The sequence below is a fragment of the Porphyromonas crevioricanis genome, from assembly GCF_900476255.1.
GTDB lineage: Bacteria > Bacteroidota > Bacteroidia > Bacteroidales > Porphyromonadaceae > Porphyromonas > Porphyromonas crevioricanis.
In genome coordinates, this window is the sequence record NZ_LS483447.1 from 1353585 (window position 1) to 1379611 (window position 26027).

Consider the following 26027-nt stretch of genomic DNA (forward strand, 5'->3'; position numbering starts at 1 on the left):
ACGATATGTCTGTAGGATCGGGTGGCAATGTCAATAGGCAAAAGATGATCAATCTGATGTACTTGGTCTTCATCGCCATGATGGCCCTCAATGTCTCTTCCGAGGTGCTTGAGGGGTTCCAGAAGGTAGACCGAGGCTTGGATGCTACTATCGGTGGTACTGACAGACGCAATTTGCTTCTGTTGGAAGAATTGAGGACAGCCTATGCCTCCAATCCGGAGAAAGTCCGGAAATGGCTTGAGAGAGGAGAGCAGATCCGAAAAAGCTCCGAAGACTTGTGTCTGTTTATCGAGAAGATCAAATCGGATATTGTTCGCAAATCCGATGGATCCACTGCCGATGTCAAAGATATCAAGCACAAAGATGATCTGGAGGCTGCTTCCTATGTCTTGCTCAACCCCATCAATGGCAAGGGAAAAGCTTTGAGGCAGAAAATAGATGACTTTAGGGCCTTATCGGGCAAGCTGGTATCGGATACGGCCAAATTGGCTACAATAGAGCGTATGTTGGATACACAGACCTCAAATAGGGAAAGCTCTTGGGAGGCTTCTCTGTTTGAGAGTATGCCGGTGAGTGCTGCCATAACGATGCTCACCAAGATCCAGAGTGATGTGCGATTTGCCGAAGGAGAAGTCTTGACAAACTTGTTGAAGTCTGTTGATGTCGGAGACTATCGAGTCAATTTGATTACAGCCCAAGTGATCCCCCAAAGCCAAGTGGTGATGAGAGGAGATACCTACCGTGCTCAGATTGTGCTGTCGAGCGTAGACTCCACATTACAACCGGATATTTATGTAGGTGGACGTCAGTTGCCGGCCGAGAGCAAAGGTCTTTTCACTTCTGTTGCCGGAGCTCCGGGTACTTATCCTGTGCAAGGCTATGTAGAGATGAAGCGTGCCGACGGTAGCAGTATGCGCAGAGAGTTTAAGAGTGAATACTATGTTACCGAGCCAATGGCATCCGTGGCACCGGTCTTGATGAATGTTCTTTACGCAGGTATAGAGAACCCGATCAGTATAGCAGTCCCCGGGGTTCCCTCCCAGAATGTGTCTGTCTCTATGACCAATGGGCAGATAACCAAGCGTGGCGAACTATGGATTGCCCGTCCGGCCAAAGTCGGCACGGAAGTGGAGATAACCGTTTCCGCCAAGATGACTGATGGGCGAGTACAGACAATGACTAAAAACAAACTGAAAGTCCGAGCCCTGCCGGATCCTACTCCTTACATAGAAATCAAGGATGCACAGGGCAATCCCACTCGTTTTAAGGGAGGGCGCATTGCCAAGTCTCAACTACTGTCTGCTGGAGGCCTCAAGGCTGCCATAGACGACAATGTGCTTGATGTGAGCTACAAAGTGGTGAAGTTCGCAACAAAATTCTTCGATTCGATGGGTAACACGATACCCGAAGTCTCTAACGGAGCTGAATTTTCGGAGCGACAAATAAGACAGATCCGTTCGTTGCAACGAGGGAAGCCATTCTATATTACCGATGTACAAGCTATCGGACCGGATGGAATCACAAGGCGTATCACCCCTATGGAAGTAATAGTAAACTGATTATGAAACTGATCTCAAAAATATTGTTGGCTGTATCTGTCGTACTTGTTGCTGCTCCTTCGGGGATGGCTCAAAATGAAGTCCCCGATGAGGGGGGCGTGACAGTGAGACGGGCAGCTGGAGCCAAATCTCGCGGACAGAAAAAGAGCGATCCTGCAAGTTCTCTGTCGAACCGGGCGAAGAGTTTCAATGAGCTGTTATCTCAGAAGACGGACGGGACTCCGTGGGAGCGTGTAATATACCGCAGATTGGATCTTACCAAAGACTCCAATGCTCCTCTGTATTACCCTGTACGTGCCAGAGATGGTATGAGGAACTTATTCTCTACGGTCTTTGATTTGCTCAATCAAGATGCCATAGCCGTGTATGAGTATATGGATGGCTACGAGGCTTTCGATGAGGAACATCGTTTGCAGTTCAAAGACTTTTTAGATCGAACACAGATCATGTATGCGGCTGCTCCAAAGGAGAGCGGGAGGCTTTTTAAGATAGAGCCATCCGATATCCCTTCCAACAATATCAAAGCCTATTACATCAAGGAGCTGTGGTATTTCAATCCGCAGAATAGTGCCTATGACCTGAAGATATTGGCTCTATGCCCAATCCTCTCCGATGTGGGGGATTATGGAGAAGAAAGCAATACTCCTCTGTTCTGGATTCCATACGAGAATATCAGGCCATACATCGCACGGCAAAAGGCGATGCTTAGCAGCTTGAATAATGTACATTCGGCTACTTTGGACGACTTTTTCCGGATGCGTATGTATCGAGGGGACATCGTGATGGCTTCTAATCTGCTTGATCGGTCGATTGCTCAGTATTGCAATACACCGGATTCGATCAAAATGGAGCAAAAGCGTATTGAGTTGGAGTTGAAAAACTTCGAGAAAGGCCTCTATGCTACACAAGACAGTACGTGGATGAATCGCAAAATGGAGGGCAAGACTGGTAAGTCAGCCAAATCGATAAACCGGAAACGTACCTCTCGCACCAAAGAGACAGCGAAGTCTGATCCAAAACCTAAAAAAGTAAAAGCGGCAAAGCCTGCCAAGACCTCTGCAAGCAAGAGCAAATCGTCCGGGCGTTCGAGTCGCAGGCGATACTGACTTCTGTAGGAGAGAGTATGAAAGAATTACTAACCCTCTTCCTTACGTTTTTCCGAATTGGCGGATTTACGTTTGGGGGAGGGTATGCTATGTTGCCCCTGATAGAGCAGGAGTTGGTAGATCGGAAGGCTTGGATCGACCGAGAAGGCTTTCTCGATCTGTTTGCCATGGCGCAGTCCATGCCGGGGATATTTGCTGTGAATATCTCCATCTTCATCGGGTACCGCCTTCGTGGAGTATTGGGGGCGGTGTTTTGTTGTTTGGGAACTATTTTGCCCAGCTTTGTAGTGATCTTGGGTATCGCTATTTTCTTCGTTGAGTTTAGGGATAATCAGATCATTTCTCGCATTTTCATGGGGATCCGTCCGGTTGTTGTGGCGATGATTGCAGCCCCTGTATTACGCACTTGGCAGGCGATGAAGATGAAGCGTTCTGCTCTTTGGATACCAATTGTGTCTGCTGTTTCGGTTTGGTATTTTGAGGTTTCTCCTGTGTTTGTGATATTGCTTTCCGCTTTGGGAGGGCTTTTCTATACATTTGTTATCAAGCGAGCATTGCAGAGAAGGGCAGAAAATCACTCGTGATACATTCTCCTGCTTTGTAGTTCTTTTTTGTTCGATGTTGTACCTCAAGCTATTTTTAGTCTATTGCGAAATCGGTCTTTTCGGTTTTGGAGGGGGGTATGCCATGTTGTCTCTCATTCAGGACAAGGTCGTTAATCAATACCATTGGCTTTCTGCTCAAGAATTTGTAGACATTGTGGCTGTTAGCCAGATGACTCCGGGGCCGATAGGAATCAACAGTGCTACCTATATCGGATATAAGGTGACTGGCTCTGTTTGGGGAGCTGTTGTTGCAACCACGGCTGTTAGTTTGCCCTCTTTTATATTGGTGCTTATCATCTCGTATTATTTCAGCAAGTTCAGGAACAATAAGTATGTCGAGGCTTCTTTCCAAGGTATTCGACCAGCTACAGTAGGCCTTATCGCTTCGGCTGCTTTGCTCTTGTCCATTCAGAGCGGATTTATTTCGGAGTTGATCAGTCCGGCTTCCGAACAGCTATGTTTGGATAACATTATCGTTCGCGAAAACTTCGTGGACTGGCGGAGTTTGTTTCTTTTTGCTTTGGCGTTCGTAGCTACGATCAAGAAATGGATACATCCTATTTTGATGATTGTTCTGGCAGGATTGGTAGGGTTTGCCCTTTACTAAGATTGTTGCATAACACGGTACTCGCTGTGTTATCTTCGACATTCGGGCTTGGTCATAATGACAAGTACACTCACTGTTCTCCCTCAGTCTCAATATCTTGCGATTACTGCATCCTGTAGAGTCAATAAAAAGGTAAGTCGCAAGGGCTTATGCAAAGGTCTCGAGAGGGGCAAGCCTGGAGAATAAATAAAAGGCGATGCCGATTATCGGCACCGCCTTTTTATTTATTCGGGTAATTAAGCCTTCGGTTTACTCAACCGTAATATTATCGATAAGGAGATCGTAAGTTGCAGCTCCTCCTGTCTTAAGAGCAAACATATTTGCTGTTGTAACCTCATTATTGGAGATCTTTGAGATATCCAGAGAAACTTTTATCCATTTGCCATTGGTATTGACTTCTCCCTTATATGCATTTTCATTCGTTGGGCTTGCTTCTACGAGGATATCCTTGTCTTTGATGTCTCCCATGTTAAATACAGGGAACTGTTTGTACTTATCAGATTTTTGGTAGATGTTGATTGACAGACTCCTCCCATCAGATATAGAACCCTTTACATAGAAATTGATACGAGATTTCCCTTTCAGGGAGGCTAGAATTTCCGGTGTGGACTTGACTGTGAAGAGATAAGGATTCTTTTCTATTTTCCCCTTTATTTGAAGGGCTGTTTTTCCATCCATGCCAAGGCCTTCTGCTTTGCTTGCATAATCCGGTATTTTGGGGTTCGTTTTATATTGAGCCAAAGCATCCATGAAAGTATCCCAATTCTCGAAGTCGGAGCCAGGGAAAAGCTGATTAGAGGCTGGTTGTGGGCCATCTTCTTTGCCAGCTTGTTTGATCGTGATAGTTATCGTTTTGCCGGTAGTAGACTTGGTAGCAAGAGATTTGATGGTGAGATCGGCCGTGCGTTCGCTGGTCGTTTCGTTGGCGGTTACTTTGATTTCTACGTTTGTATCTCCGCTTCCACTTGCAGGAGTAATGGTGATCCAGTTGGCAGCTTCGGGCTTGCTGATTTCAAACTTACCTGTTGTCTTGAGCGATAACGTTTTGGTAGAGGCTGTCTTGTCGAAGTTCAGTGTTGTTTCACCTTCTATTGTGATGTTGGCAGGAGTATCGCCTCCTTCGGCATTGATTTCATATTCACCACCATCGATCTTATCCCAGTCAGTGATTGTACCGCCGGGGTTGAGAGTTTCGACTGTACCATCGGGCATGAGTTTTACCTTGAATGTGTACTCCTTACCGGCTTCGACTTTTTTGAGGTCATCTTTAGGCTCCCATACATAAGTCTTCCCTCCCACGACGAAGTCTACATTGCCGATCTTGGCGTTTTTCGGTATGATGATAGCTTCGGCTTTGGTGTCTTTGACGATGGCTGCAAAATCTTTTGTTCCCTCTACATTAGTCAGGGTACCATCCGAAAGATTGAATTTGGCTTTTGTTTCAAAACCTTTCAGTGTAGCCGACATATCACTGATAGCTGAACCGTCAGACATGCTTACTTCAAAAATAATCTTTGACAGCATATGACGGAAGCCAAGTTTGATCTGGTCTTTGGGGGTAGAGGCACTTACGTTTTTCAGATCATTGGAGTAGAGCAGGTCAATATTCGACAACGGAGCTTGTTTGGCGATGTCTACGTTGTAGATGTTCCCACTCAGAAGAGTCTGGGTGTAGGGATAATAAGCGATAATATCTACCTTCTGATCGGCTCCCGGAAATACGATCGTGTTTTCGGCATTGGCGGGTACAAACTTCCCATCGGCATCGGGAGTAATGTATTGTTTGTTGGCAGCCGGAAGAGTACTTACATTGCTGATGTTCGAGCCGGAGTTGAACATGAAGATGCCAATAGCATCATTGTTGTCCCACTTTGTATCATGAGCACGAGTAGACAGGCCTCGAATGTTTGTCTCGAAGTTTACTGGCTGATCTCCATAGCCATTTTTGTAGTCAGGTTCGTCTGTGCTGTTGCAAGCCGTAAAACCTATGAGAGACAAGGCTGCTAGCAGCGTAAATGAAATCCATTTCATTTTCATATCAAAAAAGATTAGTGAGTAATTAGGTTATTTCCTTATCTGTTGTTTCAATTAGCGATTCCAGGCGTTTAGCTGCGTAGATCGTTTGTATTGGTTCGGGATTTGAGGGAAGAAGGTATAGCCAGTACGTTTCTCAAGTTCTTCCACAGAGATGGCGTAACCCTCATATTTTTGTCCTTTCAGGTCTTTGTGTGGGAGACAGAAGGCTAATGTTCGGAAGGTCCCATTTGGCAGGCGTCTGGCCAAGGCTTTGTAATAATAAGCTGGTCTTGGAGCTTCTTGTTGGTCATTGTCATAAGCTACAGGAAGTTCGGGAGAAGGCTCCATACCTGCGTATGGCTCGGGCATTGCACCGGTTACTACGTATAGAGTGTCGTAGCCGGTTGGTGCAGAAGAAATAGTATTCATCACTCCTCGTACATATTTCTCTAAGTTTTGCCATATACCTTGGTTGAAGGTACTCCATTGAGGAGTGCAGTTGGCAGAAGTCATGGTTGAATGGCTGTAAGCAGCATTCTTGTTCCTGTCTGCTGCCGGAAGCTGATGTCCTCGGTCATACACTCTTTTAGGGGGGGAAGAATAACCCTTTTTTATGTTCACTTGTATCTCTTCCGGCAAAAAACTGTCTTTGTGCCACTTGTCTTCTCGGTCGTAATTCCCTATATAACAGTGATGGAGAGGGTAGGCGACCCAGCGTGACATCTTGTTCGCTACATCGTAGAGGTAGGTATAGTTGCGCACGTTGGGGTTTTCCGGGCTATCGTTGGAGTCATTCAGAGGTTCGTTGTGGAAGATGAGTGTGAAACCCTCTTGCTTGACGATTTTGGGCATTTCCAAGTAGGGGTGGATATCTGGTTCGGGAGTTGGGTCATCCGGATTCTCTTTTAGCTTGAAAGTGTAGCTGTATTTCTTCCCTGCTTCGTAAGTTATGGCAGGCAGTCGGTGTTTGTATGATTTTCCAGAAAGTTTGATTTCGCAATCAAGCTCCTTGTTCCCTTGTGTCGGTATGAGGTAGGCTGTTAAAATCCGGCTTTCGCCTTGCCCTTCTACATGCATTGACAGGGATTTTTCTTGACCAACTTCCTTCCACGAATTTGTCGGGATATGGTATTTCACTTCTACGGGAAGAGACTTCAACAGCACTTCTGGCGTCATGGACTGAGCTTCTGCAGGGATGTTTTTCACATTGATCTCTACCAGAGCCAAACGATGGAAAAAGTTGAGTGTATAATGGTTGTAGACAGAAATGTTCTTCAGATTGTCAGCTGTCAGTAGGTCATATTCTTTGTGATCAGTCTGATTAGAAAGATCTATATCCAGTTCACCATTCGGAGACGTTTGAGCACTGTATGGGTAGTAGGCATAGAGGTCTACGGCCTGCCCCTCAGGCAGTCGTAGCTTGTCTTCTTCTCCCATGGGCAGGAATCGGGCGGTATTACCGGCCACGGAGTTGTTGTACCGAGCATTGGGTTGGAGTACTGTCGATGTGCTATTGGATAACATATATATTCCGATGGCCTCACGTCCTTCCCATTGGGAGCCGAGACGTGTATAGGAATCATCCACATGGACGGAAAAGAGAAATTCTCCCTCTGGATTGTCTTTTTCGGGAAAAGGTTTGTCACTGTTTCCGGAGCAAGATGGAGATACCAACGAGAGAGCCGAAGCCAAAATGATAAGAAAGGACAGTTTGCTTTTCATCATCTTATTCTATTACGTGTTATTCCTTAAATCGGAGAGTCGGGATTGGAGTATGTGCGCCAAACCGACGTCTGGGAGGCAAAGCTTTTGGCGCACGAGATTGCCCTCATTTGGATGCGAAAATCCAAAGACAGTTTTTGTGTGCTTCATGGTTTGCAACCGAGTTTTCCGTTGCAAAGTTAGGATTTTCATTTACATATGAATTTTTGATTTACACCAGAGCTTCGATGTGGGTGTTTTTCGTTTGATGAGAAAGTTATACTTCGTAACGAAATGGGTGAAGCGGGAAGGAGCAATGTGTCTTTTTTGTTGTTGAATTTATAGACTTGGATGCACTCCCTACAAAGATGTATACAAGAGTTTTACAAAGGGCTTGTTTATTGTGCCTTTCGATTACCTTTGTTCAGTAATCAGAATCGTAATGGAAATATCTTCTCTGGTCTCTACAAATAATAGAGTATGCTCATTGTCATTGGGGGCATTTGCTCTTTTGTTGTGGACTTTTGTTGTGGTGGGCTGTAACCCCAATCGAACGACAGATCGGACCCAAATTGAATTGGATTCGATTTTATTCAGTGATGAGTTGTCTTTGCGCGTGGACGCAGATACGCCAACAATATTCGTGAGTATCAATTATTTCTATCCTAAATCTGACAAGAAGCTGCTCAGGCGTTTCAATGCTATTTTTTTCGGTGACTCCTTGGCTCATTTGGAGCCTGCCGAAGCCATGCAGGTTTATATCAAGTATTTGCAGCAGACATATCGGGCTGACAATTATTCCTACTCGGAGCTGGCGGATAACCTGCCAGGGGAACTCTTTGATCAGGCTTTTGAATTGTCGGATTCAGTTGCGTATTCTGATTCTCTGTTTGTGTGTATGCGAGTTAGTCAGTACGAAGAGAAAGGTGGAGCACACGAGTCTACTTCTCAGACGTACTACAATATAAATCGAGAGAATGCCGAAATACTTTCGGAGCAGGATCTGTTTGTCGATGGTTATAGGGATGAACTCTCCGACATTATTGTGGCTTGTTTGTTGGAGCAGTTGGGTAAAAAGTCTCCCAGAGATCTGGAAAATGAGGGTTATTTCAATGCTGAAGAAATTATGCCTAATGGCAACTTTGCTATCGGAGAAAAAGGCCTTACCTACTGCTTCAATGAATACGAGATAGCGGCCTATGCCATGGGGACGATCTATGTATTTATACCTTACGAAAGATTGCAATCCATTCTAAAACCGGATGCTCCGATCAAAAACTATTTGCCTTGATAATAGATAAATATTTTCCCAGCCTGACTAACGAGCAGCGAGCGCAATTTGCGCAGTTGGACGAATTGTATCGAGAGTGGAATAGTCGCATCAATGTGATCAGTCGCAAAGACATTGATCAGCTCTATTGTCACCATGTACTTCATTCTTTGGCTATCACTCAGATGCTTCACTTTTCCCCTAATACCAGGGTGATAGATTTGGGCACCGGAGGAGGCTTTCCCGGCATACCGCTGGCTATCCTTATGCCCGAAGTGGACTTTTTGTTGGTAGATAGTATTGGCAAGAAGATCAAGGTAGTTACGGCTGTAGCTCTGGAGCTGGGCCTCAAAAACGTGTGCGTGCAACATGCTCGTGCCGAGCAACTCAGAGGAGAGAAATCTCATTTTGTTGTCAGCCGGGCAGCCATGCGATTGCCGGAGCTGGTGAAACTTTCTACCCCTTTGATAGAGAAAAAAGAGCAATTCAATGCTTTGCCCAACGGTCTAATTTGTCTTAAAGGAGGCGATCTGACTTCCGAGTTGCACCTTTTTCGTCAAAGAGCTTTGGTAGAGGAGCTTTACCCGGCTTTTGATGATGAATATTTCAAAAATAAGAAAGTCGTTTACTTGCCCCTATGATAGAGATACAGAAGTTTGTCTTTAACGAAGTATTTGAGAATACCTATGTGGTTTGGGATACAGATACGTTGGAAACTGCCATTATTGACTGTGGCTGTATGTATCCGGAAGAGAAGACTCGATTGAAAGACTTTATCCAAAGTCGCAAGCTCAAACCTACTTTGCTACTCAATACTCACATGCATTTCGATCATTGTTGTGGGAATAGCTTTGTGGCTGAGGAGTGGCACTTGTTTCCCCAAACACATCGAGCTGAGATAGAGCAAATGCCTACTCCCTCCCGTCAGTTGGAGCTATTCGGGATGCAGAGCGATTGTCCCGAAGTGCGAGTGCAGTACATTGACACAGACAGTCCTCTCAAGCTGGGCAAGCACGACGTACGAGTTCTTTTTGTACCAGGACATTCTCCCGGACATTTGGCTTTTTATATCCCGGATGCAGCTTCTGTATTCGTGGGCGATGTCTTGTTTTTGCTGGAAATTGGCCGTTGCGATCTTTGGGGTGGCAGCTTACCCACTTTGTTACAGTCTGCACGGACACAGCTATTTGTGCTCCCTCCCGATACAACCGTCTATTGTGGGCATGGTCCCGAGACAAGTATTGGATATGAGATGGAGAACAACCCCTATTTTCGTTGAAAGTTCAAATTACACATCAAATCATTTTAGTCACAGATATGGATAACAGCCAGTTTGTAAATCGTCATGTAGGTATCTCGGACTCCGATCAGAAGCAAATGCTTTCCACCATAGGAGTTGCTTCTCTGGATGAGTTGATAGACCAGACTATTCCGTCAAATATCAAACTTCCTGCCGAGCTGGATTTGCCGGAAGCCATGACCGAAAGAGAGTTGGAAGAGCATATTGCAGAGCTGGGCTCTAAGAACAAAATCTACACTTCCTACATCGGACAAGGTTGGTACGATACCGTTACTCCGGCTCCAATTCGCCGTGGAGTGCTTGAGAATGCAGTTTGGTACACTTCTTACACACCTTATCAGGCCGAAATATCTCAGGGCAGATTGGAAGCTCTTTTTAATTTCCAGAACGTTGTCACCGAACTGAGTGGAATGGAGCTGACCAATTGTTCTCTACTGGACGAGGCCACGGCTGGTGCCGAAGCCGTTATGATGCTCTACAACGAACGCAGCAGAGCCAAGGCAAAAGCCGGAGCCAATGTCGTCTTTCTGGATGATCAATTATTTGAGCCAACGAAAGCCGTTATCCGGACTCGCGTATTGCATCAGGGGATGGAAATTGTTAGCGGAGACTGGCGCAGCTTCCAATTCGATGAACGCGTGTTTGCTGCGGTGATACAGTACCCCGATGCCTTGGGAGAAGTTCACGATTACCGCTCCTTTGTAGAGAAAGCACATGCTGTTGATGCTCAGGTAGCAGTTGCTGCCGATCTGATGAGTTTGGTATTATTGACCCCTCCGGCCGAATGGGGTGCTGATGCGGTATTCGGTAGTACGCAGAGATTTGGTATCCCAATGTACTATGGTGGACCGTCAGCCGGTTATTTGGCTGCCGGAATGAAATGTAAGCGCACGATACCGGGGCGTATTATCGGTGTCTCCAAAGATGTTTATGGACACCCGGCTTATCGATTGGCTTTGCAGACCAGAGAACAACACATCCGTCGGGAGAAAGCAACCAGTAATATCTGTACGGCTCAGGCACTACTTGCTACAATGGCAGGTTTTTACGCGATATATCATGGCCCGGATGGTTTGAAAAGAATAGCCGGGCGGATACATGCTTATACCGGCTATATAGCAGAGCAATTGAAGCTGCTTGGCTATACCGTTTGCAATACGAACTTCTTCGATACACTCACAGTGGAGTTGCCTGCCAAGGTCTCCACCGAATCTTTGAGAGCTTGTGCCGAAGAGTGCTCCGTCAACCTATTCTACCGTCGTGATGGCAGAGTAAGTTTGAGCTTGGATGAAACAACGATGCCTTCCGACTTGGGTGTTCTGCTCTATATCTTTTCTTCTGCGCTGGACACAGAAGGAGAGAAGACCATAGAGGAGGAAATATCGCAAACAAGGCAATACTTTGATTCTTCTTTTGCTCGACAGAGCTCTTTCCTTCAGCACGAAGTATTCAATAGCTATCATACCGAAACCGAACTGATGCGCTACATCAAGCGTCTGGAGCGTAAAGACATCTCTTTGGCTCACTCCATGATACCGCTGGGTTCGTGCACGATGAAACTCAATGCTGCATCGGAGTTGATCTCCCTTTCCATGCCACAGTTCGGCAACATACACCCTTATGCCCCGGCCGATCAGACGGAAGGATACTCTGAATTGATCGATTCTCTTAAGCATTACCTTGGGGTTATCACAGGCTTGCCAGGCGTAACTATCCAACCTAATTCAGGGGCTTCCGGTGAATATGCCGGACTTCGTACAATCCGTACTTATCTAGAGCGCAATGGTAAGGCTGATAGAGACGTGGTTATTCTCCCTGCTTCAGCACACGGCACAAACCCTGCCAGTGCAGTACAGTGTGGATTCCAGACTGTAACGATCAATTGTGACGAGCGAGGAAATGTAGACATGGATGACTTTATGGCCAAGACCGAGGAGAACAAAGATCGGATTGCTGCCATGATGATCACATACCCGAGTACGCACGGGATCTTCGAAACCAATATTGTTGATCTTTGCCGTCGTATCCATGACTGTGGTGGTCAGGTGTATATGGATGGGGCTAATATGAATGCCCAAGTGGGTATTACCAATCCCGGATTTATCGGAGCGGATGTATGCCACTTGAATCTCCATAAGACATTCGCTATCCCTCATGGAGGTGGAGGGCCCGGTATGGGACCGATCTGTGTAGCCGAGCATCTTATCGATTGTTTGCCGGATCATTGTCAGGGACATCCAGGTTTCGATGCTACACAGGTAGCAGCCTCTCCTCATGGCAGTGCCGGAATTGCGGCTATTACGTATAGCTATATTCGTATGTTGGGGTACAGCGGTTTGCGCCGAGCCACCCAAGTGGCGATACTCAATGCCAATTACATGGCAGCTCTGCTCAAGGATACATTCGGTATTGTATATACGGGAGCTACCGGTAGGGTAGGGCATGAGCTTATTTTGGAATGTCGCAATATCAAAGAAGCCAGTGGAATAGATGAGGCCGATATTGCCAAACGTCTGATGGATTTTGGCTATCATGCTCCCACTCTATCTTTCCCGGTGCATGGGACATTGATGGTAGAGCCAACCGAGAGTGAAAGCAAGGCTGAATTGGACCGCTTTGTGGATGTGATGAACTGTATCTGGAAGGAAATACAAGAGGTGGTAAATGGTACAGCAGACAAGACAGACAATGTACTGAAAAATGCTCCTCACCCCGAATACGAGTTGGTAGCTGACGAATGGAATCACAGCTATCCTCGCTCCAAGGCTTGCTACCCTTTGGATTATTTACGTAGCAACAAGTTTTGGATCAATGTAGGTCGTATTGACAATGGCTATGGAGATAGAAATCTGCAGCCGACTTTCTGTGCTTGTGAAGTTCATCTGTGAGACCATTTTGAGGAGCTTCCCGGAAGATTACTTTAGCAGCCTCTGCTTTGGAACATACACATACAATGCTGTAGTATGCAGTAGTTTCTTGTGTAACGGTCTTTTTAAGAAGAAGCTGACAAGGTAGGAGATCTTACAAAGTACCTTCACTGCTACTTCGGTTCTTCCACTCCTATAAAATAGAATCCGAAAAGATGCGAGTAGATTGTATCTCTGAGTTCAGTTCTACTCTCGTTTTTTCGGATTCTTTTTACGGTTTACTGTATGTATTCCTCCTGTTATTGAGACTCATTGTACAACACATCTCTTGCTGCGTATTTTTAGACACTCGGACTGATTATGAAAATAAGTTGTTCTCTGTGTCCTCGTCTCAAAGCCCTTCATGATTACAGCATTCTGCAATATCAAAAAATAGCAAGTTCGATTGTCATTTTGGAGCTTCTGTAAAGGGGGCATAATTAGAATCAACGATCCCCGGACAAAATTTAGGTGAAAATTTTGTCCGGGGATACGTATTCTTAATTTTGGGTTAAGAGGTTCTTTTAGCCACAACGAGAAGTACCACAGTTTGTACAGATGAGACAACCCTCTTGATAAATAAGAGTTTCTTCCCCACAGTTGGGACAAGTTTGACCATTGATCTTGGCTCCATTAGGTAGGTATCTTTTCAAAGCTCGCTCGACACCATTTTTCCACGTGTTTATACTCTCGTCGTTCAGAGACATGCCTTGCACTAGATTCACCACTTGGTCGATAGGCATTCCATAGCGTAGCACACCGCTGATGAGCTTTGCGTAGTTCCAATACTCAGGATTGAATTTGCTATCCAAACCTTCTATAGTTGTTTTGAACCCTCGTTTGTTGCGGAATTGGAAGTCGTAGTGTTTACCGCCATCTTCGTCATAACTCTTGATGATCAACCCCTTATTCACCGATTTGGGTACCATGATTCCCTCATCATCATCGGCAATACCAGTGAATATTTCGTAAGGCTTACCGTCTCTCAACCCTACGAAAGCAATCCATTTTTCCTTGTTGTTTTGGAATCGTAGGATTTCAGCCTCCAACTCACGAGGGCGAGAAATAGGCTCTGCCGGGGGAGTCGGAAGGGTCGTGCCCCTTTCTGCCCCTTCTGTTTTCTTCTCCTTGGGCTTTTCTGTGCTGATAAGCACACCGGCACGAGAGCCGTCCCTATACACAGTACAGCCTTTGCAGCCAGAACGCCAAGCTTCAACATAGAGGTCGGAGATGAGTTGCTCGTTCACGCTATTCGGCAAGTTGATCGTCACACTGATGGAGTGATCTACCCACTGTTGGATCCGACCCTGCATACGCACTTTGGCGAGCCAATCGACATCATTTGAAGTAGCCTTATAGTAGGGAGATGCTTCGACCAGCTTATTGATTTCGTCTTGTGTGTATTTCTTCTTGGGGTCATACCCCTTGGCTTCCATCCATGTGACAAACTTGTGATGGAATACAATATACTCCTCGAAACTGTCTCCAACTTCGTCTACAAAGTCTACCGTTACGTTCTTGTCTCCGGGATTTACTTTGCGTCTGCGTTTATACACAGGCATGAATACCGGTTCTATGCCCGAAGTGGTCTGTGTCATAAGGCTGGTAGACCCTGTCGGTGCTATAGTTAGACAGGCAATATTGCGTCTGCCGTATTGGCACATATCGCGGTACAGTTCAGGTGCATGCTCACGAATACGCATCATAAAGGGATTTTTTTCTTCTCGTCCGGCATCAAAAATCGGGAAGGCTCCACGTTCTTTGGCCATCTCAACTGAACTGCCATAGGCTGCCAAGCATAGAGTCCGTTGCACCTCTACAGCAAATTCTGTGGCCTCTTCTGAGCCATAACGCAGGCCCATAGCTGCCAGCATATCTCCTTCAGCTGTAATTCCAACTCCAGTACGTCGCCCTTTGAGTGTCTTGTCTTGAATCTTTTTCCAAAGCTGGTATTCGCAACGTTTGATCTCGTCGCTCTCCGGATCACTCTCTATTTTGCGTAGGATTGTATCTATCTTTTCGCTTTCCAGATCTATTATGTCGTCCATAATACGCTGGGCAAGACCTACATGACGTCGGAAGAGATCAAAGTCGAAAGAGGCCTCATCCGTGAAAGGATTCTTTACGTAGGAATATAGGTTTATAGCCAAAAGGCGACAGCTGTCGTAGGGACAAAGCGGTATCTCTCCGCAAGGATTGGTAGAAATAGTACGGAAGCCCAGATCCGCATAGCAGTCGGGTAGGGATTCTCGTATAATGGTATCCCAGAAAAGGACGCCTGGTTCGGCACTTTTCCATGCATTGTGCACGATCTTGCGCCATAGCTCCTGTGCATTGATCTCTTTGCTGTAGCTGGGGCTATCTGAATGGATAGGATACTGTTGGATGTAGTTGTTGCCCAAAACAGCAGCCTGCATAAATTCATCTGTAAGGCGTACCGATACATTCGCTCCGGTCACCTTCCCTTCAGTCATTTTCGCATCAATAAATGACTCTGCATCGGGATGCTTAATGCTCACAGAGAGCATCAATGCTCCTCGCCTGCCATCTTGAGCCACCTCGCGTGTGGAGTTGGAGAAGCGTTCCATAAATGGAACGAGGCCCGTGGAAGTGAGAGCAGAGTTTTTTACCGGAGATCCTTTCGGACGGATGTGAGAGAGATCGTGTCCGACCCCTCCACGCCTTTTCATTAGTTGTACCTGCTCTTCGTCTATTTTGAATATAGCACCATAGGAGTCGGCAGGTTCATCAAGCCCGACAACAAAGCAGTTAGACAAAGAGGCCACCTGATAATTGTTGCCGATGCCTGTCATGGGGCTACCTTGCGGTACAACATATCTGAAGTGATCGAACAGCTCAAACAGCTCTTTTTCACTCACCGGGTTGGGGTACTTCTGTTCGATGCGGGCAATCTCCGAAGCTATACGCTGATGCATATCTTCCGGGCTACATTCGTAGATATTACCCGCACTGTCTTTTAATGCGTATTTCCCAGCCCAAACTTTGGCTGCCAGTTCATCCCCTTGAAAGTATTCGAGCGAAGCTGCATAGGCTTCGTCGAAGCTATAAATCTTTTTATCCATTAGATAGAAAGGTCGTTACATTAGATATTCTGAAAATATAACTTATCGAAGCAAGGGATACTTGTCTCCAATTTGTTTCGCAAAGTACGTGTTTTTGTGGGTTGTAGGAAATGTTTTGGTGAATTATTTTTGAACAGTCAAGATGAAAGTTTTCCGATTTTGGATATAACTATCTGTATATTAGTTTAATATGTTTGTTTTGATTGTTGGAAGTTTTCCGAAATACAAATCAATTGTATTGATGGTTTGAACCAAAAGAAGAGATTTGCAGACACGTAAGAAAAAGAAAGAAGAGATTCTTTGGCTGATTTCTCTTTAATTGAATGGTAAGTTCGAATACAGAAAAAGGAAGGATAAAGAGGAGTTTGAAAATGTGATGAAAGGAGGGTCTCTCCGATAATTCGTTAGATATGATGTTGTCTAAACATTGTATTTATCTGTTTGCTTTTATGTTGTTTTTGTGAATTGTTTAGAGCCTTTTTGAGACTCAGAATGGGACTCATTTTCTTTCTTTTTTCTCCCACTTTTGCTCCCTACGGGTTCTGTTTTTTTATGACACGGGAGGGAGCAAAAATTCTCTCCTCAGAGAATTTTTGTTTTCTCCTGTGTTAGCAAAATTTCTCTGAGGAGAGAAATTTGACCCACTCAGAATGCCGATGAATAGGGCTTTTGGGGAAGTGTGTTTGGAATGCCTGAAAAGGGATATGTCAGGTTGAGTACTCGAGCCCTTTTTCTTGGATTTTTCTCGCTTTGGACCTGGAAAAGGTTTTACAAAAGATGTCGACTTTCTAAGGAGTAAACCAGAGAGATGATGTACTTCTTACTCGAGATGGCTATGCTATTTGCAACTGTTGCACAAAAGGATTATTTCGCTTCTTACTCCTAAAATCAAGAAAGGGCTGTGCCGAAACTTTATTTCAGCACAGCCCTTGTGTTGTGACCCGGGTGGGATTCAAACCCACGACCTTCAGAACCGGAATCTGACGCTCTATTCAGCTAAGCTACCGAGCCATTTGCCACTGCTCCTAAGAGGAGAGCTCTAGCGCAGCAAAGGTAATCACTTTTTCGTTATCTGTCTATTGGCAGGCATGTCTCTTGGAGGAGTTGTGAGATCAGCTTCATGCCTATTTGACTTCTGAATAGCGATCTTTCTTCTTACTGCTTTTGAATTAGTTTCTCAAAATTGGGAGAAAAGACTATGCGAGTGTTTTCTCCTTCTGCTGTACAGATGAGGAGGTACTCTACCTCTTCTATCTTTTTTGCCAACTCGGAAGCCTTTTCAGACCCTACGACCATAAATGCTGTGGCCAAAGCATCTGCAATCATGCAGTTGGGAGCCAATACAGTGGCACTCAGCACATCTGTTTGCACCGGATAGCCTGTGCGAGGATCTATCGTGTGAGCATACCGTTGGCCATTTAGTTCGTAGTAATTGCGGTAATTACCACTGGTCGCCAGTCCGGACTTATTCTTTGGTAGTCGTACCAAACACTGTAGGTCGCCACTGTTGTTGCGGTTGTTCTCCGTAGGACGGTCAATACCAATCTGCCAAGCTTGTCCCATCGGATTGGACCCCGAATAGGCTATTTCTCCCCCTATTTCCACCAGGTAATTCTTCACCCCTTGTAATTCCAATGTATGGGCAATATGGTCTGCACCAAGCCCTTTGGCTATGGAAGCAAAATCCAAAGTCATGCGAGGATCCATTTTGCGGATACTATCATTCTCCAGACTAATTTTGCTGTAACCTACAAACCGGAGTAGGCTGTCTACTTTATATTTATCCATCTTTTCCCGGTGCTTAAACCCAAAACCCCAGGCATTGAAGAGAGGGGAGCATGTGGGGTCGAAAGCTCCGTCGGAGAGCTGTGCTATACGTTGGGTTTCCTCGAAACAAAGACGAAAGAGAGAATCTGTATCAAACCCTTTGTTTTCGTTTATTCGGCTGATGAGACTGAGGCTGTCGAAAGGATTGATAGAACGATCAAGCTCGGAAAATGCCCGGGCAATGCGATTGGTTAGGACGGAGTCGTGCTGGTAGGTGATATGGTAGTAAGTTCCCCAAATGCAGCCCTCTTGTCGAAAATATGGAGCTGAATGATCTTGACAGCCCCAAAGAGCGGAAAGAAAGCCTAAAAACAAAAGAGTTTTTAGGCTGCTAATCCGTGAGAGATAGAAGAAATAAGCTCCTTTCATTTTCTTATGGGTTGTGAAAGGTATGTCCGCTTATCATCTACGTGTCCTGTAGAAAGCAAATAGCGATTTTCGCTATTGATCATAGCCACTATTGTTTGCAGTCTTTGTCTCTTTGCATAGGCTTCTGCCAAAGTAAAAGTGTCTATGAAATCTGCCAGGTGAGAATTGTCGTAATTCACACCACGAGCAACTTCCTGCCCTTGGCTGTCAAGAAAGAGGACTTCAAGGCTCTGTTTTCGATCATACATTTCTCTCAAAAAGCGAGCCAACGAATCTATGATAGTAGAAGGGTAGCATACGATTTCGTATTTCATACCAGAAGAACCATAGCGGTAGTTGAGAGCTTCGTCATAGCGCATATGCGGAGTGGAAAATTTTTCTCCCGTTTCTTTGTTGCGTAGTCGTAGGGCCGTGTGTTCTATTGCTTGTTTGCCTATATATACAGAGGTGAGCTCTACGATACCCAAACTATCAGTGGCAAGTCTCAAATGAGGAGCCGATTTGTTTTTGCTGGGAGCCAGCGAGGGACGAGAGAGACGGACACGAGACGAGTGTTCTTTCTCCTGTAGAACCTGAAACCCGGGTGCAAGTTCTGTAATTTGTTTGGAGAGAAGCTCCATTACATTCTTGATACTATCCAGCCGTTGCATATTGAACATCCATTTGGCTTGTCTCCTTAATCTGATTGCCTGTTGTCTGGAGGCAGTGTCGGTCAAATCCAAACGGTCGATGTTTTTGTAATACTCGACTGCCGAGCGGTAGTCTCCCATGATCATGGCCGAGTCGGCTTGTTCGAGCAAACGGTTCTGCTCTCTCAATGTACCTGAGCAGGCGGAGAGAAGGAGGTAGCATAGGGGGAGAAGAAGCATCTTTTTACAATAGTACATAGCAAGTCTTGTCTGTTGAGTAAGGATAAAAGACAGAGGGGCCACCACTGTCATTATTGCTATGTACAGCAGTCGGCCCCTCTGAGATTATTTCAAGGTCTTGAAGGTAAAAGGTTTCTGAAAGGGTATTAAAGACAACGTCTGTCGCATCTTTCCTGATTCGGCATTTGAGCTATGGTCTTGTTGTCTTTCATCAACTTGAGCTCTTTTACCAAATGAGGAGCTTTGCCCCATCGGTCGATCACGAAGAGTACATAGCGAATATCTACCGATATGGTACGTTGCATATTTTTGTCGAATTCTATATCCCCACTCATTGCTTCCCAGTTGCCGTCAAAGGCCAACCCTATCAGGCGTCCGTTCTTGTCAAACACCGGGCTACCGGAGTTCCCTCCGGTAATGTCATTGTCTGAGAGGAAGCAGGTCTTGAGAGTTTTCTCACATCCGTAGGGGGCAAAGTTTCCTTTCTTGAGTAAGGACAGGATCTCCGGTTGTACGGCAAATTCCGTGCTTTCCGGATTTTGTTTTTCCAGAATACCACGTTGTGTGGTAAAGTGGCTGTACAAGTGTCCGTCTTTGGGAGAATAGCCTCCGATTGAGCCATAGCTCATACGCATTGTCAGGTTGGCATCGCTGGGCATAGGTGTGTTCGGATCCATTTCGCGTCTACCGGCAAAGTAGAGTCTGCGTCCTCTCTGGATCGCTTTTTCTGCCTGCTCTCCTTTTTCGCGAAGGGCTCTATATTGATCGAATACGGAGGTGCTAAGCTGTATGGCAGGATCTTGCTTGATAATGTTTTCGCGTTCTTTGGCTCCAAGTTCACAGGTGTGTTGCATTTTTTCGTAGCTGATAGTTGCACTATTCTCGAAGACATGCTGTGCATAGCGTTTTATGTCACCTCCAAAGTCTCTATCCACAACTCGGTAGATATCCGGCAGTCTTTCTTGTGAAACACGATCACGCAATAGGGTCATCATGGCTACCAGAACTTTCTCATCAAGTTGTGGCAGGTAGTCTTTGTAATAGTTTGATTTCAAAGACTCGAGCTGTTGTTTCCCTTTTTTGCCCAAGCGAATGGCTTCTTCGGCTTTTCTGCTGATACCTATGATCTCAGACCCATAGACAAGTGTTTCGTATAGGTAGGTCAGATCTTTTGTAATAGCTCCCTTGTCTTCATAGGCTTGTTTGGTTTCTTTCAGCACATTGGCGTAGTCTGCTTTGTTGGCAGCCCACTGAGCAAAACGCTCTTCTTCCATGCGTTTGTTCTCTACCACTCCCAGCTCTTTTAGAGCCTTATTCATCCCGATAGAGTTTTTCCAGAAGTTGGATGAACGGGCATATTTGCTTGCATATTTGATGCGTGTAGCCTGATCGGCATTCATGGCACTGCGCCAGATAGTCTGCTTTGCTCCACGAACTTCTATACGAGGAGCATTCTCGTTGTTCATACGATTTTCCACACCCCAAGAGGTAAGGTAGCGGTCTGTACTACCCGGAAAACCGATTGTCATGGCATAATCGCCGGGTTGGTAACCGTCGAGCGAAACAGTGGCATAGTATTCCGGTTTGTAAGGCTTATTGTTTTTGTTGTATTCGCTGGGTCTATTGTCTTTGCCAGCATAGACACGGAAAGCACTGAAGTCTCCGGTATGTCTTGGCCACATCCAGTTGTCTGTGTCTCCACCGAATTTACCGATAGAGCTGGGTGGTGCAAAAACCATACGAACATCTTTGAATACATCGTATACGATCATATAGTACTCGTTGTTGGCATAGAAAGGCACAACGATGGCTTCTTGATGCTTCTCGAGTTTCACCGATTTGGCTATTTCCTTACCAGCAGCTCGTGCTTTCTGGATGCGCATCATTTCATCGCTTTCATTGCCTACGAGCATAAGGACTTCCTTTGTCACATTTTCTACCTTACGCAAATAGCGTACTTGGAGTCCCTCAATAGGAAGCTCTGCCGACAGCGACTGAGCTACAAAGCCATCTCTGAGATAATCGTGATCCACAGAACTCTGGCTCTGGATGGCTCCATATCCACAGTGATGGTTGGTCAGTATCAGTCCTTGATCGGACACAGTCACTCCGGTACATCCTCCTCCGAATTGCACAACAGATCTGGTGACAGATGCTTTGTCGAGGTTGTACAGAGAATCAGCAGGCAAAGCAAAGCCTAATTCTTTCATCCGGTCGAGATTTTGCTTTGTAAGCTCACTCAGGATCCACATCCCCTTGTCGGCATAAGCCGTAGACACACAGCCAAGCATCAACAGAGAGGCTAATAGTAGATTCTTGATTTTCATCGTTCTTTTTCTTGTTGTTATACTTAAAACCAAATTTTATATACCCAAAAATCTATCGGTAGATCTGCCCAAACTCACCGGAGTTTTTGCAATAGCGATCTCAGTAATTTTGTTTGACCAGACATTTCACCGCAACTTGAGCAAAGATAGTACCAAAAGCTCGCAAGAAAAAACAGAAAACAGTTTGTAGCTATTTATCTGTTAGCTCTGTAAATCACCCCGATTTGCGTACTTTTGCTTACCTCTGTAGTGGAGAGAGTTGATAAATGGCTACGATATGGATATTAAGACAAGGTTAGTTTACTTGGCGATGCGCCCCCGCTTGAAATCTATAGACAAATATCAAGGGCGAGAGATGGACGTGCAGCTCAAGCAATTCAGACGTATCTTGTCTTTGGTCGAACAAACTGAGTATGGGCAAGAATATCAACTCAAAGCCGATCTCTCTTATCAGAACTATTGCAGACGAACTCCGATTGTCGATTACGAAGATCTTAGACCTCGGATAGAGGCAATGATGCAAGGAAAATGCAATGTGTTGCTACCTGGTAGGTGTGATTGGTATGCCCAAAGTAGCGGGACTACATCCAGCAGAAGCAAGTTTATCCCCGTACCACAAACTCATTTGAGGGATTGCCACTTCAGAGGAGCAAGCGATGCTTTGTGGTTGTATCTAAGGAATAGACCCGATAGCCATTTCTTTGATACCAAAGGCTTGGTGCTTGGAGGGGCCTTCAGAGCTGTGAGTAAGGGAGGAGCTGCCAAGTGTGGAGATTTGTCCTCCATTCTTGTGGAGAAGATGCCCACTTTGGGCAATCTGCTCAGAGTGCCGGCCAAGAAAACTCTCTTGATGGATGAATGGGAGAGTAAACTTGCAGCTATCGTAAAGGAAGTAGCGGATAAGAAAGTTGGGAGTCTCAGCGGTGTCCCTTCATGGATGCTGGTCATGATAAAGTCTTTGCTGCAGTACAAAGGAGCAGCCAACTTAAGTGAGGTCTGGCCAGAGCTGGAAGTGTTTTTTCATGGAGGAGTCAGTTTTGAACCCTATCGAGAATTGTATCGGCAGCTCATCCCTTCGGACAAGATGCAATATGTGGAAACCTACAACGCATCGGAAGGTTTTTTTGCCATACAGGACGAGCCGGAAGAGAGAGCTATGCAGCTAATGCTGGATTATGGGGTTTTCTATGAATTTCTGCCCTTTGATGAGACTTTTGCTTCCTATCCCCGATTGCTTACCTTGGGGGAGGTACAAGTAGGGAAGCCTTATTCAATGATTATTTCTACTCTGGGGGGATTGTATCGCTATAAAATAGGGGATGTAGTTACTTTTCAATCTTTATCTCCCTACCGCATCAAGATAACTGGCCGTACAAAACACTACATCAATGCCTTTGGAGAAGAATTGATGGTGGATAATGCAGATAAGGCTATTTCCGAAGTTTCCTTAAAGATGGGCTTGCAAGTCATCGAATATACGGCAGCTCCTCTGTTGATGGAAGAGAAAGGGAAGGGGCGGCACGACTGGCTTGTGGAGTTTGAAGGAAAGGTGGACGAAACGACTCTCTCTATATTTGCAGAGGAGCTGGATCAGGCATTGAGACGAATAAACAGTGACTATGATGCCAAGAGATACAAGGATATGACATTGCTGCCCCTGCATGTAGCTGTTGCTCCACAAGGGAGCTTCCACCAATGGCTCAGTAGGCAGGGTAAGCTCGGAGGGCAGCACAAAATACCTCGTCTATGCAACGATCGAAAGCATATGGATAGCCTGATCCAAATGCTTCGTGACGTAGAAAAAGGGTAGGGGAAAATTAACGCTTGCGACGGAGTAGGAAATATAAATGCCTGAAAAAAGTGGAGATACAGCCATACTCCTTACTCATGATGCAGTAACGCTCGAGCAGTGATGCCCGGTGGTGCTGGGTTGTGGTTCCCTTGTTCAAATAGCGTGCTAAAATACTGTCTACTTGCTCAATCTTTTCTGCCTTGTGCATACAGCGGATGCACCAATCATAGTCAGCGGAATAGCGGTATTGTTCATCATATTTCCCTGCTATTGAGCGACGTACCACAAATGCCTGATGACAAACAAGCATCCCATTCTTGAAACTCTCTGCATTCAATAGCTTGGGAGGCCTTAGCTTGCGTAAGCCTAATTCGTCTCCATTTTCGTCAATTAGCAGCGTGTCTCCATAGAGAATATCTGCTCCTGCTTTTTCTGCTGCTTGCATTACGGTCTCTACCGTATATCGATTGTAAAAACTATCTCCGGCATTCATAAACCAGACATAGTCTCCTTGAGCCAGTGTCAGGCCCTTGTTCATTGCATCGTAAATGCCCTTATCCGGTTCGCTGTATACCTCGGCATGTGGGCAAATCGCTCTTACTTTTTCGAGAGTGTTGTCGGTAGAAGCTCCGTCTATTACCAAATACTGAACAGAGGAATAAGTTTGTTCTGCAACGGAAATCAGTGTGCGCTCTATGGTCTGAGCAGCATTGTAGCAAACCGTTATGATCGAGACTCGCAGCATTTGTATGGTTGAGGTCAATGCATGGAGCTGTAGAGGTCTTTGGTGATCAGAGAACGAATATTCTCCATCAAGAGAGAGAGGGCCACAGAGTTGAATCCTCCTTCGGGTATAATCAGGTCGGCATACTTTTTCGAGGGTTCAACAAACTCTTCATGCATTGGTTTGACAGTACCAAAGTATTGGTCCAGCACAGAGTCTACAGACCTGCCACGTTCTTGTATGTCTCTCGACAGTCTGCGACCCAACCGTACATCGGCATCTGTGTCCACGAAAACCTTTACATCCATGAGGTCTCGAAGTTTCTTATTTTCGAGGATGAGGATGCCATCCAATATGATCACTCTGGCAGGATGTACCTCCACCGTCTGTGGTAGACGGTTATGCTCAACAAAGGAATATACCGGCCTGGCGATAGAGCGACCTGCCTTTAGCTCTTGTATGTCAGCAACCATGACATCCGTATCGAAAGCATCTGGGTGGTCATAGTTGAGCTTGGCTCGCTCCTCCAAAGGAAGTTCGTCATGGGCCTTGTAATAGAAATCGTGGCAAAGGATAAGCACTTCTTCCTCCTGAAAGGCTTCCTGTAGCTTGCGCACCAAGGTGGACTTTCCGGAAGCCGTACCGCCAGCCACACCTATGATAGTCGTTTTCATGATCAAGACCTTTTTCTTTTTATTCTGAGCTCTTAGGGCAATATACCATTGTTTCTAAATACCTCGTAGAGAATATCTATGGCTTCATCAAGCTGGGCCTTGGTATGCGTGGCCATTAGGGAGAAACGAATGAGTGTATCCCCGGGAGCAACGGCCGGAGCAACGACAGGATTGATAAAGACACCACGATCGAAAGCCTCTTTGGTAATAATGAAAGTTCGTTCATTATCACGCACATAGAGGGGAATGATAGGGGTAGAGGTATTCCCGATTTCAAAGCCCAATGATCTGAATCGACCCAAGGCATACCGGGTGAGTTCCCAAAGTCGCTCTATTCGCTCCGGCTCTTTCAGCATAATGTCTAAGGCTGCGTTGGCAGCTGCCGTGGAAGCCGGAGTACAGCTTGCACTGAAAATATAAGAGCGAGCATGATGTCTTAAATAATTGATGATGATTTTGTCAGCAGCTATGAATCCCCCCAAAGAGGCGAAACTTTTACTGAAAGTCCCCATGATCAGATCAACTTGATTGGTCAGCCCGAAGTGGTCACATACCCCTCTGCCTTGGCGACCCATTACTCCAAAACCATGTGCTTCGTCCACCATGATATTGGCGTTGTACTTTTTGGCAAGACGCACAATCTCGGGAAGGTTGGCTACATCGCCCTCCATACTGAAGACGCCATCTACGATGATCAGTTTTACTTTTTCCGGAGCACACTGTTGTAGGCGTTTCTCAAGGGAAGCCATATCGTTGTGCCGGAACTTTAGCTTTTGACTGAACGACAGTCTTAGGCCTTCGATAATGGAGGCATGATTCAATTCATCCCAAATGATATAGTCCTCTCGCCCAGTGAGGCAGGATACAACTCCCAAATTCACTTGAAATCCGGTGGAGAAAATGATGGCATCGTCTTTGCCGACGAATTTGGCCAATCGTTTTTCCAGAGCCAAGTGGGAGTCCAAAGTTCCATTCAGAAAACGGCTGCCAGCACATCCCGTCCCATAGAGCTCTGTTGCTTCGATAGCTGCTTGCTTGAGCTTGGGGTGATTAGTCAGCCCCAAATAGGCATTCGATCCGAACATGAGCACACGCCGACCGTCTATTACGACTTCGGTAGACTGCTCACTTTCTATTTTTCTGAAATAAGGGTATATCCCGGCAGCCTGGGCCTCCTGAGGAGCAGTATAGCCGGCTAACTTTTCGTCTAACAGATTCATCATATTTTTACACAAAAAACGCCTCGGGCCAAGTCTTGGTCTACGGATACATCACAAGGATGATTCCCCGTC

The 26027-nt window shown here is 45.7% G+C and carries 17 protein-coding genes, 1 tRNA gene and 1 pseudogene; 9 read left to right on the forward strand and 10 right to left on the reverse strand.

The genetic code is table 11. From position 1 onward, the window contains the following. Positions 1 to 5 precede the first annotated feature (5 nt). The 4 genes from porM to DQN70_RS05945 are packed head-to-tail and all read left to right on the forward strand — an operon-like array spanning position 6 to position 3877. Positions 6 to 1559, forward strand: a complete 1554-nt coding sequence (porM, locus tag DQN70_RS05930; protein ID WP_023938914.1) for a type IX secretion system motor protein PorM/GldM — start codon at positions 6 to 8, stop codon at positions 1557 to 1559. Between the two features lie 2 nt (positions 1560 to 1561). Then, positions 1562 to 2665, forward strand: coding sequence for a type IX secretion system ring subunit PorN/GldN (gene porN / locus DQN70_RS05935; RefSeq protein WP_023939384.1), 1104 nt, complete (start codon positions 1562 to 1564; stop codon positions 2663 to 2665). Between the two features lie 17 nt (positions 2666 to 2682). Then, on the forward strand, positions 2683 to 3249 hold the full coding sequence (locus DQN70_RS05940) for a chromate transporter (protein WP_023939383.1): 567 nt from the start codon (positions 2683 to 2685) through the stop codon (positions 3247 to 3249). A gap of 34 nt (positions 3250 to 3283) precedes the next feature. Then, positions 3284 to 3877 (forward strand): chromate transporter, encoded by a 594-nt coding sequence (locus DQN70_RS05945; protein WP_023938918.1) that lies wholly within the window; start codon positions 3284 to 3286, stop codon positions 3875 to 3877. Positions 3878 to 4126: 249 nt separating this feature from the next. Here the strand turns inward: DQN70_RS05945 and DQN70_RS05950 are convergent, their stop codons facing one another. Together DQN70_RS05950 and DQN70_RS05955 are read right to left on the reverse strand one after the other, a co-directional pair. Further along, positions 4127 to 5914 carry a fimbrillin family protein gene (locus DQN70_RS05950; protein WP_023939381.1) on the reverse strand — a complete coding sequence of 596 codons (1788 nt, stop codon included), beginning with the start codon at positions 5912 to 5914 and terminating at the stop codon, positions 4127 to 4129. Between the two features lie 51 nt (positions 5915 to 5965). Then, entirely contained in the window at positions 5966 to 7618 is a 1653-nt protein-coding gene (locus tag DQN70_RS05955) for a DNA/RNA non-specific endonuclease (RefSeq protein WP_023939380.1), read from the reverse strand. A gap of 418 nt (positions 7619 to 8036) precedes the next feature. Between DQN70_RS05955 and DQN70_RS05960 the strand changes: the two genes are divergently transcribed. The 4 genes from DQN70_RS05960 to gcvP are packed head-to-tail and all read left to right on the forward strand — an operon-like array spanning position 8037 to position 13052. Next, the gene (locus DQN70_RS05960; protein ID WP_023939379.1) at positions 8037 to 8885 is read left to right on the forward strand and encodes an RsiV family protein; all 849 of its coding nucleotides are present in this window, start codon (positions 8037 to 8039) and stop codon (positions 8883 to 8885) included. Continuing rightward, the gene (gene rsmG, locus DQN70_RS05965) at positions 8882 to 9505 is read left to right on the forward strand and encodes a 16S rRNA (guanine(527)-N(7))-methyltransferase RsmG (RefSeq protein WP_023938924.1); all 624 of its coding nucleotides are present in this window, start codon (positions 8882 to 8884) and stop codon (positions 9503 to 9505) included. Before DQN70_RS05960 ends, rsmG begins: the two co-directional genes overlap by 4 nt. Further along, complete coding sequence (locus DQN70_RS05970; protein WP_023938925.1) at positions 9502 to 10143, forward strand: MBL fold metallo-hydrolase; 642 nt, start codon at positions 9502 to 9504, stop codon at positions 10141 to 10143. Before rsmG ends, DQN70_RS05970 begins: the two co-directional genes overlap by 4 nt. A 38-nt stretch (positions 10144 to 10181) precedes the next feature. Then, positions 10182 to 13052 (forward strand): aminomethyl-transferring glycine dehydrogenase, encoded by a 2871-nt coding sequence (gene gcvP / locus DQN70_RS05975; RefSeq protein WP_023938926.1) that lies wholly within the window; start codon positions 10182 to 10184, stop codon positions 13050 to 13052. Positions 13053 to 13594: 542 nt separating this feature from the next. Here gcvP and DQN70_RS05980 read toward each other — a convergent pair. The 5 genes and pseudogenes from DQN70_RS05980 to DQN70_RS06000 all read right to left on the reverse strand — a co-directional run. Beyond that, entirely contained in the window at positions 13595 to 16153 is a 2559-nt protein-coding gene (locus DQN70_RS05980; RefSeq protein WP_023938927.1) for an adenosylcobalamin-dependent ribonucleoside-diphosphate reductase, read from the reverse strand. Positions 16154 to 17090: 937 nt separating this feature from the next. Further along, positions 17091 to 17164: transfer RNA gene (locus DQN70_RS05985), tRNA-Arg, on the reverse strand. 144 nt (positions 17165 to 17308) lie between these two features. Further along, positions 17309 to 18349 (reverse strand): FAD:protein FMN transferase, encoded by a 1041-nt coding sequence (locus DQN70_RS05990; RefSeq protein ID WP_023938355.1) that lies wholly within the window; start codon positions 18347 to 18349, stop codon positions 17309 to 17311. Continuing rightward, the gene (locus DQN70_RS05995; protein WP_111759351.1) at positions 18346 to 19236 is read right to left on the reverse strand and encodes a hypothetical protein; all 891 of its coding nucleotides are present in this window, start codon (positions 19234 to 19236) and stop codon (positions 18346 to 18348) included. Before DQN70_RS05995 ends, DQN70_RS05990 begins: the two co-directional genes overlap by 4 nt. A gap of 191 nt (positions 19237 to 19427) precedes the next feature. Further along, positions 19428 to 21545 (reverse strand): annotated as a pseudogene (locus tag DQN70_RS06000) (S46 family peptidase); the annotation flags it as partial. A gap of 277 nt (positions 21546 to 21822) precedes the next feature. On the opposite strand from DQN70_RS06000, the gene DQN70_RS06010 reads away from it, so the two are divergent. Next, positions 21823 to 23355, forward strand: a complete 1533-nt coding sequence (locus DQN70_RS06010; protein WP_042225623.1) for a GH3 auxin-responsive promoter family protein — start codon at positions 21823 to 21825, stop codon at positions 23353 to 23355. Positions 23356 to 23362: 7 nt separating this feature from the next. Here the strand turns inward: DQN70_RS06010 and DQN70_RS06015 are convergent, their stop codons facing one another. From DQN70_RS06015 to spt, 3 genes are read right to left on the reverse strand one after another with little or no spacing between them, the layout of a single operon-like run. Continuing rightward, positions 23363 to 24082, reverse strand: a complete 720-nt coding sequence (locus DQN70_RS06015; RefSeq protein WP_036887610.1) for a glycosyltransferase family 2 protein — start codon at positions 24080 to 24082, stop codon at positions 23363 to 23365. A gap of 14 nt (positions 24083 to 24096) precedes the next feature. Further along, positions 24097 to 24735, reverse strand: a complete 639-nt coding sequence (udk, locus tag DQN70_RS06020) for a uridine kinase (RefSeq protein ID WP_036889840.1) — start codon at positions 24733 to 24735, stop codon at positions 24097 to 24099. A gap of 32 nt (positions 24736 to 24767) precedes the next feature. Beyond that, positions 24768 to 25955: a serine palmitoyltransferase gene (gene spt / locus DQN70_RS06025; protein ID WP_036887741.1), complete on the reverse strand. Its 1188-nt coding sequence runs from the start codon at positions 25953 to 25955 to the stop codon at positions 24768 to 24770. Positions 25956 to 26027: the final 72 nt, after the last annotated feature.

Excerpts from the sequence above, each read along its gene's own strand:
- porM (WP_023938914.1), top strand. The coding sequence starts at position 6 with ATGTCTGTAGGATCGGGTGGCAATGTCAATAGGCAAAAGATGATCAAT.
- porN (WP_023939384.1), top strand. The coding sequence starts at position 1,562 with ATGAAACTGATCTCAAAAATATTGTTGGCTGTATCTGTCGTACTTGTT.
- DQN70_RS05940 (WP_023939383.1), top strand. The coding sequence starts at position 2,683 with ATGAAAGAATTACTAACCCTCTTCCTTACGTTTTTCCGAATTGGCGGA.
- DQN70_RS05945 (WP_023938918.1), top strand. The coding sequence starts at position 3,284 with ATGTTGTACCTCAAGCTATTTTTAGTCTATTGCGAAATCGGTCTTTTC.
- DQN70_RS05950 (WP_023939381.1), bottom strand. The coding sequence starts at position 5,914 with ATGAAAATGAAATGGATTTCATTTACGCTGCTAGCAGCCTTGTCTCTC.
- DQN70_RS05955 (WP_023939380.1), bottom strand. The coding sequence starts at position 7,618 with ATGATGAAAAGCAAACTGTCCTTTCTTATCATTTTGGCTTCGGCTCTC.
- DQN70_RS05960 (WP_023939379.1), top strand. The coding sequence starts at position 8,037 with ATGGAAATATCTTCTCTGGTCTCTACAAATAATAGAGTATGCTCATTG.
- DQN70_RS05970 (WP_023938925.1), top strand. The coding sequence starts at position 9,502 with ATGATAGAGATACAGAAGTTTGTCTTTAACGAAGTATTTGAGAATACC.
- gcvP (WP_023938926.1), top strand. The coding sequence starts at position 10,182 with ATGGATAACAGCCAGTTTGTAAATCGTCATGTAGGTATCTCGGACTCC.
- DQN70_RS05980 (WP_023938927.1), bottom strand. The coding sequence starts at position 16,153 with ATGGATAAAAAGATTTATAGCTTCGACGAAGCCTATGCAGCTTCGCTC.
- DQN70_RS05990 (WP_023938355.1), bottom strand. The coding sequence starts at position 18,349 with ATGAAAGGAGCTTATTTCTTCTATCTCTCACGGATTAGCAGCCTAAAA.
- DQN70_RS05995 (WP_111759351.1), bottom strand. The coding sequence starts at position 19,236 with ATGTACTATTGTAAAAAGATGCTTCTTCTCCCCCTATGCTACCTCCTT.
- DQN70_RS06010 (WP_042225623.1), top strand. The coding sequence starts at position 21,823 with ATGGATATTAAGACAAGGTTAGTTTACTTGGCGATGCGCCCCCGCTTG.
- DQN70_RS06015 (WP_036887610.1), bottom strand. The coding sequence starts at position 24,082 with ATGCTGCGAGTCTCGATCATAACGGTTTGCTACAATGCTGCTCAGACC.
- udk (WP_036889840.1), bottom strand. The coding sequence starts at position 24,735 with ATGAAAACGACTATCATAGGTGTGGCTGGCGGTACGGCTTCCGGAAAG.
- spt (WP_036887741.1), bottom strand. The coding sequence starts at position 25,955 with ATGAATCTGTTAGACGAAAAGTTAGCCGGCTATACTGCTCCTCAGGAG.